We start from the raw sequence: 14,769 nt of genomic DNA, 5'->3' as shown, positions 1-14,769 counted from the left end.
ATTGGTTTTTTTATTTTTATAGGGCCGTCAGTGTCGTTTGTTCGGTTTGCGTATCGTAACTGCCGTTAATCATCAGTTCGACGGGATCGGGCTGCCAGTAAAGGAGCGCGGCTATCTCAAACCTTAGCGTCGTGCCTGATGTAAGCTCGCGCTTTGGGCGTACCACAAGCGATTCCGGCAGAATGCGTGGCTCAAAACGCAGCAGCGCGTCGCGAATAGCCTGCTCCATCACTACCCAACTCTGTGGCGTGGCATATTTTCCTGACAACGGCGCAAGCCCATGGTTAATCACTGACGCGGCAATCGCCGGGTTACTCCTTTTCACCATCTGGTTACTTTAGCCTTGTGCCACTTTTTGTCTTCCTGGCATAATTTTTGGTAGCCACACATAACAAGATTTAGCGCCTTCTTGGTTTACAGGGAATGCTGCGTTCGCTCCAAATGCACTGATGAGCTTCTTCTGGGCCAGTGTGGTGCGAGCACATGGTGGACGGGCTACGCGGCTCCGGCTACATCAACACTGTACAGAACGTCATGATGTTGATGCCGGGCACAGTTGTGGCATGAAGCCCGGCTCTGGCCGGAAGTATCGTCGCGCACGCGCCATCATTCATTTTTCTATTTTTTTGCCGAAGGTTTATGCGGAACACGAAAGCCGGTTGCAGAGACTTTAACCTGAGGGCCGATCTTGCATGAGAAAGCCGAATGCTGACCACCAGTAAGGCGGGAATAAGATCCTCTAAGTATGTTCGCATTATCCCTGAAAAATTAACCGAATAGCCTACAATATGGGATAGCAATATGTTGAATAATCAACAAACTGCGTTCACAGGAACTTGGTAAGGTCTGTTATGAAATCACTAAGTCTGCAAAACATGTATCGTTCTGCAAACGAGAACACCATCGCGATGTGGGCGAAACATGCAGGAATAGGGGAAATCAGAGAGGAAAATTACTACGATCCGCTAAAACTCGCTCTTGCAACGGGCATTCAGCCACCTGTGTCCTTCCATGTGTCACGTCTTATTCGCGAATTGAAACAGCTTACAAAGGATGATCCCCTTGCGGATATTCTGCCGGTGCACGGTTTCCATTTCACCTTCTTACCGCTGACTCTGCCGCTGTATGACGTAAACGAGTTATTGCCAGCGAAAGTGGATCACTTGAAAACGATCTGGGCTGAATTTGATGCGAAAGGAATTATCATCAGGCATCTTCGGTTAGTTGCATTGCCCAGCCAGTTGCTGCTTGCGGGCATCCCTGAAAGGCCTGCGATAGCCATGCGCGAGTCATTTTGCGAAAAGGTTCTGGATTCTGACTGGAAAAATGAATTACTGATGCGTCATACCGGCAGTCCATTACCCGCCCCCTTCTGGCACAGTACTATTTTACGCTACAGCGCCGCTTTTTTACCCGCAACGGTACGTCAATTCTTTCTGGAACGTCAGGCCATTAATTTCGGAGATGTTGCCGGAGAATTAATATTAGCGAAGGTTAACTACAATTGGACAAAAACTTATCCATTAAAGAATTAACTGAGGTGAGGTAATTATATATTAAATAATTCTTCATCTATTTCGCTTCGCGGTGCGGCTTCGTCAAAAAGGTGCAAATGCACCATGCCCTGCCGAAAAAAATTACCCAACATCACACCGGCTTTCTGTACCGGTGGCCGTCGCGCCAGACCGCACCCAGACATTGCCTCCTCTCTGACTGTGCGAAAATCAGAGACACTTATAGGGTGTTAATTACCTCTGCCCTGTGTCAGGAGCGTACGTAGGTTTTGCCAGGACGTGTAGATTGACCACTTTATGAGGGTGAAAAAGAGGCATTAGTGATTTCGATTAGCTTTTTTTATTCAAAGAATAACGCCGTGGCGAACATCCAATGTGTCTTCGAAACGCGGTACTGAACGCGGCTTCTGATTCATAGCCTAATGAAAATGCTATTCTGGAGACAGATTCAGTGCCATTGGTAAGCCGGTCACATGCCAGCATCATCCGCCATCGTGTCAGATATTCAATGGGCGACGCTCCGGATATACTTTTGAACCTCAGTGCGAACTTGGATCGAGACATCCCGGCCTTCTGCGCGAGCTCCGGCAAGGTCCATCGGGTGCCAGGGCTCGTATGAATTGCGTTAACAGCCGCCGCGATCCTTTCATCACTAAGCGCGAACAGCCAGCCAACCCCCTTTCCTACACCGTGAGCGAGATAAAGACGTAGCGCCTGGACTAGCATCAAATGCGCGAGATGCTGTACCACAAGCCTGCCGCCAGGCTGAGCGCCGAAAAGCTCTTGTCGCATACGGTTGAGGGCCCATCGCAGCCCCTCCTTATCATCCTCATCACGGAGCCGGATGATGGCTGGCATAGACCCGAGCAGCATGTTGATATGTTCGCCGGCGAAACCGAAATGACCGCCGAGCATAGTCGTTTCTCCTCCGCCATTCACTGTCGCGATGCCGCCGTTCCAGTCTTCTTCAGGTATGGTGTCAATGCCGACTGGCTCGAAAGCAAGGTCCCGAGCAATCAGGAACCGACGCCCATTTGGTAACAGGACGCAATCACCCGCCTCAAGTCTTATCGGTTTTGGCTCGCTATCGGCAGTGAGCCAGGCACTACCCGATACGAGCGCAAAATATTTAAGGCCAGAATGTTTCTCGAACTGAAGCGCCCATTTCCCTCCGAAGTCGAATCCACCCGCTATGTATGTTTCGGGGGTTAGTAGAGAAAGAACATCAGATAAAGGATCGGTAACCATGGGGACGATCTCGAAAGTAATAGGGATATTCGAGCATAGTTAGTTTCTACTTTCGTGGCTATCCTCTGTCGAAGTAACTGCACTGACTAATAAACATCAGAGGATATTTTCATGATAAAAGTCGTTATCGGTTTTAAGCGCAGGCAAGGTATGAGTATTCAGGAGTTCAGGGACTATCGTCGCGACGTTCATGCCCCACTGCTGCTTGCCATTCCCGAAGCGAAACATATTCGCCGCTTCGTGATTTCTTACCCCGTAGATCATCTGCCCTCAGAGGAACCCCGGTTCGATGCTGTTGTTGAGGCATGGTTCGACAGCAGGGAGGACATGAACAAACTCTTTCAGTCAGACAATTTTGCAACCAGGGTGGATCCTGACCATGTAAACTTCATCGACTTAACTTCCGTAGTTCGGCTTGTGACCGAAGAACTCATCGTAATTGAATAACGATCCCGCCGGGGCCGCAGGACAAAAATTATTATCTGGACCGCGATTACCTCGGCTTTCTTACGAAGAAATATCGCAAGCCAAACTACTCATCCTTCATCGTTTATATGTTGTAGCAACGTGATGGTTAGATCAGATTTAAAAAGAAGAACCGCCCTCTTTTATCTAATAGTTCAGGCGTGCGACGCAAGTAGCCATACATTTACAGTCACCACGGGGCTCTATTCTGGTCAAAATAGAAACCGGAGGTTATATTCGAGTTTGCGTCATCTGCCAGCCAGACAATTCCTTGGGCAGCTTCAGAAACTGTTCTGAAGCCTGTATGCCCGTTAAAATCCGTGGCAGTATAACCCGGATCGACTGAATTCACGCTAATACCATAATCCATCAACTCTTTAGCGAAAGCGACAGTGAGTGCATTAACCGCTGTTTTAGAAGTGGTATAACCCATTGCTTGCACCTGCGAATAAGGATGATTTAAATCAGAGACCCATTCCAGAGAGCCCAGCCCGCTACTGACCATGATTATTTTTGCATTGCGCGCGCATTTAAGCAGGGGGATAAAAGCTTGTGTCACTCTGATGATACCAAATACATTCGTATCGTAGACTGCCATAATATCACTGATGCTTTGCATGCTTGGGGCTACCGCCTGGGCACCTGAAATACCAGCATTGTTGATAAGAACATCCAGTTTTCCATCTTCTTTTTCTATCTTCTGAGCGGCCTGCGCAATACTGAGCGGATGCGTCACATCGATGATAATTAAGCGTGTCTCTATGCCCACTTCAGCTAACCTGGCTGCGGCAGATTGCCCACGATTGCTGTCACGGCTACCCAGCCAAACTTTGTAACCGCGTAAGCCCAACATTCTGGCAGTTTCAAAACCAATACTTTTGTTTGCGCCGGTAATGAATACGTTTTTATTATTCATGCTCGCTTCCCAATGATTAGTTAAGTGTGATCTTTTGGTAAAAAAGATAATTTGTGTTTTGAATTTATAACTTGCCTGATAGCTTTGATAAACAGGCGTAATGTGAACAGGCTGATCGGCATGGTGAACAATAGTAGTACGACGAATATGGAGAACCTGTCGGTTTTTATGGCGGTATTCAAGGAAAGGAGCTTTCGCACAGCAGCGAAGCAACTTGGTTTATCGCCATCGACTGTCAGTGAGAGAATATCGACGCTGGAACTCAGTCTTGGAGTGCCGCTTTTTACAAGAAGTACGCGCAGCGTAACGGCTACAGAAGCTGGTCAGGCGCTGGCCGGGCGAATTGCTCCTCTGCTCATGGAAATGAGAGCCGCCCTCAATGACGTAGCAAGTTCCCAACAAAGTTTGCGCGGCGAACTTAAACTGAACGTGACGGGGGCAGTCATGGTAGACATATTGCCCCCGTTACTCGACCGTTTCCTCTCCCGACATTCCCACATTCGGGTAGAAATTATGGTAGATGACCGTCTGGTAGACGCGACAGCAGCAGGTTGCGATGCGGGCATACGCTACGGTGAACATTTGGCGAAAGACGTTATTGCGGTGCCGATTGGGCCGAGAATCCAAAGATTAGCGTTGGCAGCAACCCCCGCTTATCTCGCATCAAGAGGAGCAATCAATCATCCTGCCGATCTACTTGAGCATGACTGTATACGCATGAAATTTTCGAGTGGGGCGCTTGTCCCGTGGCACTTTGAGCGAAATGGTGAAACCATCAAAGTTGATCCGCCGGGCCGTATAACCATCGGTGTGGATGGAGCCTCTGCGGCCATCGATATGGCGCGATGCAATAAGGGGGTAATAGCCACATTTGAAAATTGGTTACAGCCCCATTTCAACACCAACGATCTTACACCTGTCTTACCGCAATGGTGGCAGACGTTTGAAGGACCCTGGCTCTATTTTTCCAGCAGATTTATGTCTGCGCCGCTACGCGCATTCATTGATTTTCTCAGAGCAGAGCATGAATAGCTTTTGGCAGGGTAATCTCCGATTTACGCTCTGTAGGACCTTATTTTGCATAAATGCCTGCGCCGCGTTTAACCTGCTCAAGCAACCGGCACATCAGTAGCCGTATCGTATAGGAGGGCAGCAGCATCTCCCGCCTCAGCATTCGATCCACTGTCCCCTGCCGCGCAAAAAAGAGTGTTCCCCGGCTTTGCTGGTCGAGCCTGTCCATCAGTAATATCAGCGCCTTGCTGTTAGCGCACGGCGCGTTCTCGTCAAACAGGTTTAGTTGAGCCACGCCCTGGCTGAAAAGTCACCCAGCATTACACCTGCATTCTGATACCGGTGGGCATCGCGCCAGGAAACATTTATTCAATTGGTCTCTGACCCGAATTTTACTTACCGCAATACTATTTAGATTTTGCTTTCGCCTTAAGACGTATTGCCCACCACATACCCGCCGCGATGGCAAACACAAGCGCGGTTGCAGGTAAGCCGATGAATAAGAGTGAGGCGTTCGCAGACATTTGATCTTCACCATATACCGGCCCAATAAAAAAGCGTGCCAGAGATGGGAATACCACCATAAAGAGCCCCCCACCAACGACCAGGCCAGCAAATGACGCCAGGCAGATTTGCATCGAACGCTTCATATGATCTTCCAGAACCAGATTTCACGGGAATTAAAGAAATCACTTAGGTAACCTTCCCAGTGCAATCCCCATTGAATACGAAGATAACTTGACCGCGATGTTACACGCTCTCCATTCCACAAGTCGATATGGTCTCCTGACCGATTATTAAAGCTCTCGCTACCTCTGCGGAAATAATCTTTAAAGAAAATTATCCCGGTCTCTCCCCGGAGCGTCTTTTCGAAATTTTCAGTGCTGACTTTAACCGCACTAAAAACCCCGGGGATTGCCGTGCTTTTTAGTGCTTATGCCAGTTCCTCAGCCCTTAACACATGACCGTCTGTTTTGGGGTGATACCAGCACTGCGCTAATTTTAGGCGGCTAACATCGTATCCGCAGCGGGTTAAGGCAACACCGAGACGGATAGCGCACTGGTCCTCAAAAGCCTTATGTCCGTCAGGCTTTCGACATGGGTCAGCATCGCCATTTACTTCAGGATGAGCCTCCCAGAGCAGGGAAAATTTAATGGTCACTTGAAAGTCACTTATCAGTCTAAAAAAGAAATTTTCCTGTGAAGTTGCAAATGCTACTACTCATACAACCATGACCTGCTTACACTTAATTTAACCATCACGATGTAATTAATATTTCGCATTCTTTGACTATTCGTTCAGAGCGGACCTCGTTGCGCAGCTACCTGAATAGGTCACTTTTAACCTGCGCGCGCAACAGGCACATCAGTAGCCGTATCGTATAGGAGGGCAGCAGCATCTCCCGCCTCAGCATTCGATCCACTGTCCCCTGCCGCGCAAAATAGAGTGTTCCCCGGCTTTGCTGGTCGAGCCTGTCCATCAGTAATATCAGCGCCTTGCTGTTAGCGCACGGCGCGTTCTCGTCAAACAGGTTTAGTTGAGCCACGCCCTGGCTGAAAAGTCACCCAGCATTACACCTGCGTTCTGATACCGGTGGGCATCGCGCCATACGGCTTCCGGACATTGCTTTGTCCCTGACAGTGCGAAAATCAGAAACGCTTGTATGATGTTAATAACATATGCTCTGTGCCGGGAGCGGACATTAATTGAATAGAAATGTGTTAATTTATGGGGAGTAGGTCTATAAAATAACTCCTTATTTCCGAGTCATTGTTATATTCGCTATTAACTCGATTACGCCAAAATAGTAACAATTAAGGAGAGTGAAGTGATATTCGAGATTAGAAAAGAAGGCATAACCATTGGTGTATCTGAATTAGAATTTGGTGATCCACCAATGGGGATCGTTCATGGGGCTTTTATACCAACCATGTTTTATTTACCGAATATCGATACAACGGGATGTGGCTTATTCATTAGCGAAACCAATGAAAAAATAAACTGTAATTTCATCGCTATCGAAGATTTTTCACAAGAGCTGGATGAACCTGCTATAGCAGTAACCATTTTAGTGAGTGCCGCCGAAGATTATGAAAAATTCTTTAAACATCATTTAGAGATGTACGAAAAACAGTTTAACTGAGAGATGTAGTGGCATACGTTTTCTTAAAAGATCCGTCATTCACTTTATTGATGGTAAGCCAAACTCAGGCAGATACGGTGTCCCCGTTTACTGACCCTGCCGGCTCCTGTGTGCTAAAAGTGAAATTTAAGCCATGCTGATTCGTTTGCACGGCATTTACAGGCCTTACCAGGCAGATTATTAGCCTTTTTACGCCACCTGTGCAAGGCTGCCATCATTATGCCAAATAGAATCCCATCTGAAAGCGCCTTAATATCGCCAGGAAGGTTGAAGGCCCATCCCCTGCCATATGGTAAACCACATAAAGCGCCCCCTGTAAAACCAAATGGGCATCCCATAATGAATGTTGCCTGCCAGAATGAAACGAAAGGTAATGGCGGGATTTTAGTCCTGGCTTCCATAATCCTCGCAACACAGAGGGGCTTCGTTTAAAGCATTTCCTCCGCGTACTGTCCAATCTGACCAACTGGCGCCTTTACCCTTAAACACAAGAGTATTACCCACGCATTTTACTGGCTAATCTTTCCTGGCAAATTCAATCATGCGCCCATTATTGAGGCGCAGAGAAGCCGCACCTTGCGGGTTGCAGACAATATTTGGATAGAAGATTTTCGCTTTCATGACCTGAGGCACGCATGGGCCAGTTGGCTTATTCAGGCCGGAGTGCCTTTATCCGTTCTTCAGGAAACAAGCAGATGAGGGGCATAGAAATGGTAAGGCGATATGCGCATCTTGCACCAGGTCATCTGATCGAGCATGCCAGGCAAATCGACTCAATTTTTGACGTTAATGTCCCAAATCTGTCCCACATGGAAAAACAGGAGGCAAATAGCAAACGGTAAATCATTGAATAATAATGGCGCCCCTGCAGGACTCGAACCTGCGACCCACGGCTTAGAAGAACGTAGGTCTATTTTTAACGCACTGTAAATACACTGTTTTTCCGCGTTCGCATCGCTCACTGTGTCGTTATTTGTCATTCTGGAACTTCTCCTGTCGGCCAGTCACGACACATTTACGACACAAAAGCGACACAGCCTTTTCCGGAATTAGCTTGTACAACCGGCACATCAGCAAGTCGCGCCGTGTAACACGGCGACAGCATCTAGTGCTTCATCTGCCGCACCTGTTGGATCCCTTGCCCGCAAAATATAGTCTTCCATGGCACTGCTAGTTGATTTTGCACAGCAGTAACATCAGCGCCTCGCTGTTAGTGCTTTGCGTATTCTCATCTAACAGGCTCAGTTGCGCCACGCCGTGGCTGAAAAAGTTACACAGCATAACGCCCGTCTTTTGGTACGGTGGTCATCACGCCAAGCAGCTAGTCATTCCTGACTATGCGCAGATCACAAAGACTTGTATTGAATTGTTACTTTCCGCTATGTGCCAAGAACAGACGTTGCTGACAACATTTTGTGTTGATTAACGGGGAGCTGGTCACCAGGATTAATCCGATTCTGTAAAGCCCCGGTAAAATTTTTACAATGTGTGTAGTCAAGCAGCTTCCTGTTGCAGTTTAATAAGCGCCATTATGCTATCAGGAGATACCAGGAAGGGCCCTCCCATCCAGTAGTTCTTTCATGCCAAACCGTATAACAATTCAAACGCCCATAGATGGGCTTCTTTTCTGGAAAATGTCTGGTCATGAGGCCATTTCGCAACCATTCTCACTCAATGTCGTGCTGCTAGGTACAGATGCACGGATCGATCGCAGCGCGTTACTAGGGCAACCACTAACTGTAACAATCCCAACGCAAAACGCCTTAAGCCCAAGATACTTTAATGGAAAAGTTACCGGCGTTGCGGTAAGCGCGGTTGAATTATCCGGAAGCCGTTATGCAGCCTATACGCTCACCGTTGAGTCGGATCTATGGCCGATGCAACGCGATCGTAATATGCGTATTTTCCAGGAACAAACAGTACCGCAAATTGTTAAAACCCTGCTTGCTGAATATCAGGTCAATGTTGAAGATGCATTGATTGAAAACCATCGGGTCTGGGATTACAGCGTCCAGTATCAGGAAAGTAGCTTTGACTTCATCAGTCGCTTAATGGAACTGGAGGGGATTGCATACTACTTCCAGCATGAGAAGGACAAGCATACACTTGTGCTGGTTGATTCCGCTGAACGATATAAGCCTGCGAAAGGTTATGAAATAATCCCTTACCAACATACTCCGTCCGGTGGTAGCACGACGACCGAAGGCATCGCTCAGTGGGCAATCGCAGACTTCGTGACGCCGGGCCTTTACAGCCTGGACGACTATGACTTCCGTAAACCTAATGCATGGCTGCATCAGGCTCGCCAGAATCCCTCCTCTCCGCAACCCGGAAAAATAGATGTTTATGACTGGCCGGGGAGATTTGTTGATCATGGACACGGCGAAACGTATGCGCGGATCCGCCAGCAGAGATGGCAAGTAGAACATCATCGTATTAATGGAACTGCGACGGCGCTCGGCATTGCGCCAGGCACGACATTTCTATTAAGCAATGCCCCCTTCTTTAGTGATAACGGTGAATATCTCACAATTGAAGCCCATTATCAGTTTGAGGAAAACCGCTATGCCAGCGGCGCGGACAATAATACGCATCACCAAATCGATTTCTCTGTCATTCCATCAACGGTAGTATTCCGACCTGCTCAAGCCACATCCTGGCCGAGAACATATGGGCCGCAAACAGCGAAAGTTGTTGGCCCTCAAGGTGAAAGTATTTGGACTGACAGGTATGGCCGGGTAAAAGTTAAATTCCATTGGGATCGTCAAGGTAAAGGTGATGACACCTGCTCTTGCTGGGTACGCGTTTCAAGTGCCTGGGCTGGGCAAGGGTTTGGTGGGGTACAAATTCCTCGTGTTAATGATGAAGTGGTCATCGATTTTATTAACGGAGACCCGGATCGTCCCATCGTAACAGGCCGTGTTTACAATGAAGCCAATATGCCGCCGTGGGAGTTACCAGGCGATGCCACCCGTATGGGCTTTATGACACGTAGCAAAGATGGGAATAAAGACAATGCCAGTTATCTGTTCTTTGAAGATCGGATTGGGGGGAGACGGTAGACCTGCATTCAGAACGAAATATGAATATTTCCGTTGAAAATGATAAGGCGGTAAATATCGATGGTCATCGTACAACTAAAATAGGCAAAACCCAAAATGACGAGGTCGTCGGAGATGCCTCTTTCTATTACCAGGCGAAACGGACGACGACTGTTGATAAGGAAGAAACGGCGACGTTTAATCAGGGCACAACAACAACCATCTCGAAGGGGCGTAAACTGACCATCACTGATAGTGGTGATGTTTCTGATATTAAAGGAAATGTTACAACAACAATTGATGGCTCGGTTCATACGAAAATAAAGAACGGTTGGCAATATCTCACCCTCGAAGATGGCAGTATGTGGGTCAAGATCTCCACGGGTGGGCGCAGTGTTGAAATACAAAATGGTGATGAGCTACTTGTTCATAGTGGTGGACAAAAAAATATAATTACCGGTGGTGTAAATACAACGATCACAGGAAACTGGGAACAGAAAATAACTAACGGTGACATTAACATTTCAACACCGGGTACCATAACAATTAAAGGTGGGACCAAGGTTGATATACAATCCCCTGACTGGTATGAATTTAAAGCAGCAGCGGTAGCTTTGAAACTTTTTGAAATCTCTTTCGGAGTAACAGAAGTCGCATCAAGGGGCTTAAAGTATGAAACCAACCCAATTCAGTTTAAATTCAGAGGTAATAGTGGGGCACATTTTGAAATAAATGGTTACGAAATTAAAAGAGATATAGTATCTATAAAAACTGCCGCATTAAAAATAATTACTTGAGGTGAAGTATGTCTAAATATTCCGGGATAATAGCCATAATCGCGCCTGTATTATTAATAGGTTATTTTATTATATATATGCTACAAGGTTATTATGTGTATTTGAAAATAAAAAAAGACCCTGTCTATGTCAAAGCCAAAATTGATAGCTACGTTCCCGGACGGCCTGATGACATGGGAAAGGTAGATATTACAATAACTTATAGCTTTATAGTCGATAAAAAAGTCTACACAAAGGAGAAGCAGTCCTTAAATATCAATACGCTGGATCTAATTAAAGATCAAGTTGCTAAAGAAGTCCCCATCGTCTATTACCGCAAAGATCCTAATTACAGCAAAATCGATGTATATGATGAAAGCTTGCGCAATTAATAATACCTACTATTAACATATAGGGGCGGTTACCGCCCCTATTTACTTGACTATGGTTGCTCTATCTGAAAGTCTAACATATCCAGTTCGGTTCGCATATACCCATCCTGAAAAGCAGAAAATGAAGCCATCCGTTAGAAAGATATATATCACCCTTGGTTAACGCGTAAATCCTGATAAACATCTCTGCCTGACACGCATTATTACGAATATATACCGAACGTGCAATGCACAACTATAATTGCAGACAGAAGTTGCACGTCAAAAAGAGTTATGATTGCCCCGAACTAAAGTTCCTTAATAAAAAACCAAAAAAATCACTAAGTTCGCTTTTCACTACATACTCTGACCTGCTCCCCGTGAATTAACATACCACAATCTCAGGTCCGCTCCTCGCTCAAAGCGGACCTTCACTTTTCTTTAATGCCTTAACAATATCCCATTTACCATGCTCGCACGATCGGTACATCTGCAAGACGTGTCGTGTAACACGGCGACAGCATCTCCCGCGTCATCTGCCACGCCTGCTGGATGCCCTGCCGCACAAAATAGAGTTTTCCCCCGGCTTTGCTGGTCGAGCCTGTCCATCAGTAATATCAGCGCCTTGCTGTTAGCGCACGGCGCGTTCTCGTCAAACAGGTTTAGTTGAGCCACGCCCTGGCTGAAAAGTCACCCAGCATCACACCTGCGTTCTGATACCGGTGGCCGTCGCGCCATACGGCTTCCAGACATTGCTTTGTCCCTGACTGTGCGAAAATCAGAAACGCTTGTATGATGTTAATAACATATGCTCTGTGCCGGGAGCGGACATTAATTGAATAGAAATGTGTTAATTTATGGGGAGTAGGTCTATAAAATAACTCCTTATTTCCGAGTCATTGTTATATTCGCTATTAACTCGATTACGCCAAAATAGTAACAATTAAGGAGAGTGAAGTGATATTCGAGATTAGAAAAGAAGGCATAACCATTGGTGTATCTGAATTAGAATTTGGTGATCCCCCAATGGGAATCGTTCATGGGGCTTTTATACCAACTATGTTTTATTTACCGAATATCGATACAACGGGATGTGGCTTATTCATTAGCGAAACCAATGAAAAAATAAACTGTAATTTCATCGCTATCGAAGATTTTTCACAAGAGCTGGATGAACCTGCCATAGCAGTAACCATTTTAGTGAGTGCCGCCGAAGATTATGAAAAATTCTTTAAACATCATTTAGAGATGTACGAAAAGCAGTTTAACTGAGAGATGTAGTGGCATACGTTTTCTTAAAGTATCCGTCATTCACTTTATTGATGGTAAGCCAAACTCAGGCAGATACGGTGTCCCCGTTTACTGACCCTGCCGGCTCCTGTGTGCTAAAAGTGAAATTTAAGCCATGCTGATTCGTTTGCACGGCATTTACAGGCCTTACCAGGCAGATTATTAGCCTTTTTACGCCACCTGTGCAAGGCTGCCATCATTATGCCAAATAGAATCCCATCTGAAAGCGCCTTAATATCGCCAGGAAGGTTGAAGGCCCATCCCCTGCCATATGGTAAACCACATAAAGCGCCCCCTGTAAAACCAAATGGGCATCCCATAATTAATATTGCCTGCCAGAATGAAACGAAAGGTAACGGCGGGATTTTAGTCCTGGCTCCCATAATCCTCGTAACCCAGAGGGGCTTCATTTAAAGCATTTCCTCCGCGTACTGCCCAATCTGACCAACTGGTGCCTTTACCCTTAAACACAAGAGTATTACCCACACATTTTACTGGCTAATCTTTCCTGGCAAATTCAATCATGCGCCCATTATTGAGGCGCAGAGAAGCCGCACCTTGCGGGTTGCAGACAATATTTAGATAGAAGATTTTTGCTTTCATGACCTGAGGCACGCATGGGCGAGCTGGCTTATTCAGGCCGAAGTGCCTTTGTCTGTTCTGCAGGAAATGGGGGGCTGGGAGTCAATTGAAATGGTTCGCAGGTATGCACATCTCGCACCTAATCACCTGACTGAGCATGCGCGCCAAATTGACTCGATTTTAGGGTTTTGTGTCCCAAATATGTCCCACACAGTAAATCAGGAGGATTTGAAAGAGGCGTAACTTATTGAAATTTGATGGCGCGCCCTGCAGGACTCGAACCTGCGACCCACGGCTTAGAAGGCCGTTGCTCTATCCAGCTGAGCTAAGGGCGCCTCGTGGAGAGGCGTTTCACGTTTTATCTGCGGCTGGCAGTATGAAACGCCTGGAATTATACGGTGAGTGCCTGGTGAGTCAATGGCTTTCGAACCGCCTGCTGGACAATTGAGCGAAAGGCACAAACGAAAACTGACAGCACGTCACGCTTCTGACAGAATATCCGCATCCCCTCTTCTTTTGATTACAGACGGAATCTTCTCTCTGATGGCAGCAAAGATTATTGACGGTAAAACGATTGCGCAGCAGGTGCGGCTTGAAGTTGCCGAAAAAGTAAAAGCGCGCGTGGCGGCCGGAAAACGCGCCCCCGGGCTCGCCGTTGTGCTGGTCGGCGCGAACCCGGCATCGCAGATCTATGTCGGCAGCAAACGCAAGGCGTGCGAGGAAGTGGGATTCCTTTCCCGCTCGTACGATCTCCCGGAAACCACCAGCGAAGCCGAACTGCTGGCGCTGATTGACGAACTGAACGCGGATGCCGCTATCGACGGCATTCTGGTCCAGCTGCCGCTGCCAGCGGGTATTGATAACGTCAAAGTGCTGGAGCGCATCGCGCCGGATAAAGACGTGGATGGCTTCCATCCGTACAACGTAGGGCGTTTATGCCAGCGCGCGCCGCGCCTGCGTCCATGTACGCCGCGCGGTATCGTTACGCTGCTGGAGCGCTACAACATCGACACTTACGGGCTGAACGCCGTGGTGATCGGCGCATCGAATATTGTTGGCCGTCCGATGAGCATGGAGCTGCTGCTGGCGGGCTGCACCACTACCGTTACGCACCGTTTTACCAAAAACCTGCGTCAGCACGTAGAAAACGCCGATCTGCTGATCGTCGCGGTCGGCAAACCGGGCTTTATTCCGGGCGAATGGATTAAAGAAGGTGCCATTGTGATTGATGTTGGCATCAACCGTCTGGAAAATGGCAAGGTGGTGGGCGATGTGGTGTTCGAAGACGCCGCAGAACGCGCCGGGTACATTACCCCGGTGCCAGGTGGCGTCGGCCCGATGACGGTCGCCACGCTTATCCAGAACACGCTTCAGGCGTGCGTTGAATACCATGACGGCGAGGAGGCATAAC

General features: G+C 47.5%; 15 protein-coding genes, 1 tRNA gene and 5 pseudogenes. 10 read left to right on the top strand and 11 right to left on the bottom strand.

Translation table 11 applies throughout. The features are described from left to right. Positions 1-16: 16 nt before the first annotated feature. Complete coding sequence (locus tag AFK62_RS05595) at positions 17-328, bottom strand: type VI secretion system baseplate subunit TssE (protein ID WP_007682246.1); 312 nt, start codon at positions 326-328, stop codon at positions 17-19. A 523-nt stretch (positions 329-851) separates the two neighbouring features. Here AFK62_RS05595 and AFK62_RS05590 point away from each other — a divergent pair. After that, the gene (locus AFK62_RS05590) at positions 852-1,535 is read left to right on the top strand and encodes a hypothetical protein (RefSeq protein WP_032984975.1); all 684 of its coding nucleotides are present in this window, start codon (positions 852-854) and stop codon (positions 1,533-1,535) included. A 309-nt stretch (positions 1,536-1,844) separates the two neighbouring features. Here AFK62_RS05590 and AFK62_RS05585 read toward each other — a convergent pair whose 3' ends face one another. Next, the gene (locus AFK62_RS05585) at positions 1,845-2,762 is read right to left on the bottom strand and encodes an AraC family transcriptional regulator (RefSeq protein ID WP_007682255.1); all 918 of its coding nucleotides are present in this window, start codon (positions 2,760-2,762) and stop codon (positions 1,845-1,847) included. 111 nt (positions 2,763-2,873) lie between these two features. On the opposite strand from AFK62_RS05585, the gene AFK62_RS05580 reads away from it, so the two are divergent. Then, entirely contained in the window at positions 2,874-3,209 is a 336-nt protein-coding gene (locus AFK62_RS05580) for an EthD domain-containing protein (protein ID WP_032984976.1), read from the top strand. Between the two features lie 208 nt (positions 3,210-3,417). Here the strand turns inward: AFK62_RS05580 and AFK62_RS05575 are convergent, their stop codons facing one another. Then, complete coding sequence (locus tag AFK62_RS05575; protein ID WP_032984977.1) at positions 3,418-4,143, bottom strand: SDR family oxidoreductase; 726 nt, start codon at positions 4,141-4,143, stop codon at positions 3,418-3,420. A gap of 102 nt (positions 4,144-4,245) precedes the next feature. On the opposite strand from AFK62_RS05575, the gene AFK62_RS05570 reads away from it, so the two are divergent. Then, positions 4,246-5,175, top strand: a complete 930-nt coding sequence (locus AFK62_RS05570; RefSeq protein WP_226991964.1) for a LysR family transcriptional regulator — start codon at positions 4,246-4,248, stop codon at positions 5,173-5,175. 40 nt (positions 5,176-5,215) lie between these two features. Here the strand turns inward: AFK62_RS05570 and AFK62_RS20915 are convergent. The 3 genes and pseudogenes from AFK62_RS20915 to AFK62_RS23060 form a co-directional block, all read right to left on the bottom strand. After that, a pseudogene (locus AFK62_RS20915) lies at positions 5,216-5,523 on the bottom strand (hypothetical protein); the annotation flags it as partial. Between the two features lie 38 nt (positions 5,524-5,561). Beyond that, complete coding sequence (locus AFK62_RS05560) at positions 5,562-5,804, bottom strand: hypothetical protein (protein WP_007673436.1); 243 nt, start codon at positions 5,802-5,804, stop codon at positions 5,562-5,564. After that, positions 5,801-6,070: a T6SS effector amidase Tae4 family protein gene (locus tag AFK62_RS23060; protein WP_200908867.1), complete on the bottom strand. Its 270-nt coding sequence runs from the start codon at positions 6,068-6,070 to the stop codon at positions 5,801-5,803. The genes AFK62_RS05560 and AFK62_RS23060 overlap by 4 nt, the downstream gene beginning before the upstream one ends. A gap of 913 nt (positions 6,071-6,983) precedes the next feature. Here AFK62_RS23060 and AFK62_RS05550 point away from each other — a divergent pair. Continuing rightward, entirely contained in the window at positions 6,984-7,298 is a 315-nt protein-coding gene (locus AFK62_RS05550) for a hypothetical protein (protein ID WP_032984047.1), read from the top strand. 113 nt (positions 7,299-7,411) lie between these two features. Here the strand turns inward: AFK62_RS05550 and AFK62_RS23055 are convergent, their stop codons facing one another. Next, positions 7,412-7,699 carry a DUF6404 family protein gene (locus tag AFK62_RS23055; RefSeq protein WP_369834734.1) on the bottom strand — a complete coding sequence of 96 codons (288 nt, stop codon included), beginning with the start codon at positions 7,697-7,699 and terminating at the stop codon, positions 7,412-7,414. A 199-nt stretch (positions 7,700-7,898) separates the two neighbouring features. Between AFK62_RS23055 and AFK62_RS20895 the strand changes: the two are divergent. Further along, positions 7,899-8,140: pseudogene (locus AFK62_RS20895) on the top strand (tyrosine-type recombinase/integrase); the annotation flags it as partial. Here the strand turns inward: AFK62_RS20895 and AFK62_RS22510 are convergent. Next, complete coding sequence (locus tag AFK62_RS22510; protein WP_162490460.1) at positions 8,072-8,278, bottom strand: hypothetical protein; 207 nt, start codon at positions 8,276-8,278, stop codon at positions 8,072-8,074. The pseudogene AFK62_RS20895 and the gene AFK62_RS22510 overlap by 69 nt on opposite strands. Positions 8,279-8,878: 600 nt before the next feature. Between AFK62_RS22510 and AFK62_RS05545 the strand changes: the two are divergent. Both AFK62_RS05545 and AFK62_RS05540 read left to right on the top strand, forming a co-directional pair. Continuing rightward, a pseudogene (locus AFK62_RS05545) lies at positions 8,879-11,136 on the top strand (type VI secretion system Vgr family protein). Positions 11,137-11,144: 8 nt separating this feature from the next. Further along, the gene (locus tag AFK62_RS05540; protein ID WP_032984920.1) at positions 11,145-11,507 is read left to right on the top strand and encodes a hypothetical protein; all 363 of its coding nucleotides are present in this window, start codon (positions 11,145-11,147) and stop codon (positions 11,505-11,507) included. Positions 11,508-11,950: 443 nt separating this feature from the next. Here AFK62_RS05540 and AFK62_RS20890 read toward each other — a convergent pair. Further along, positions 11,951-12,241, bottom strand: a pseudogene (locus AFK62_RS20890) (DUF4113 domain-containing protein); the annotation flags it as partial. Positions 12,242-12,443: 202 nt separating this feature from the next. Here AFK62_RS20890 and AFK62_RS05535 point away from each other — a divergent pair. Continuing rightward, the gene (locus tag AFK62_RS05535; RefSeq protein WP_032984047.1) at positions 12,444-12,758 is read left to right on the top strand and encodes a hypothetical protein; all 315 of its coding nucleotides are present in this window, start codon (positions 12,444-12,446) and stop codon (positions 12,756-12,758) included. A gap of 113 nt (positions 12,759-12,871) precedes the next feature. Here AFK62_RS05535 and AFK62_RS23050 read toward each other — a convergent pair whose 3' ends face one another. Then, entirely contained in the window at positions 12,872-13,159 is a 288-nt protein-coding gene (locus AFK62_RS23050; RefSeq protein WP_407641369.1) for a DUF6404 family protein, read from the bottom strand. Between the two features lie 199 nt (positions 13,160-13,358). Between AFK62_RS23050 and AFK62_RS20880 the strand changes: the two are divergent. Beyond that, positions 13,359-13,601: pseudogene (locus tag AFK62_RS20880) on the top strand (tyrosine-type recombinase/integrase); the annotation flags it as partial. Positions 13,602-13,616: 15 nt separating this feature from the next. Here AFK62_RS20880 and AFK62_RS05530 read toward each other — a convergent pair. Beyond that, positions 13,617-13,693: transfer RNA gene (locus AFK62_RS05530), tRNA-Arg, on the bottom strand. 208 nt (positions 13,694-13,901) lie between these two features. On the opposite strand from AFK62_RS05530, the gene folD reads away from it, so the two are divergent. Further along, a complete protein-coding gene (gene folD / locus AFK62_RS05525; protein ID WP_007678458.1) occupies positions 13,902-14,768 on the top strand; it encodes a bifunctional methylenetetrahydrofolate dehydrogenase/methenyltetrahydrofolate cyclohydrolase FolD in 867 nt (288 codons plus the stop codon). Position 14,769 lies beyond the last annotated feature (1 nt).

The organism is Cronobacter condimenti 1330, from assembly GCF_001277255.1.
GTDB classification, from domain to species: domain Bacteria; phylum Pseudomonadota; class Gammaproteobacteria; order Enterobacterales; family Enterobacteriaceae; genus Cronobacter; species Cronobacter condimenti.
This window is presented reverse-complemented; position numbering and strand designations above follow the sequence as displayed.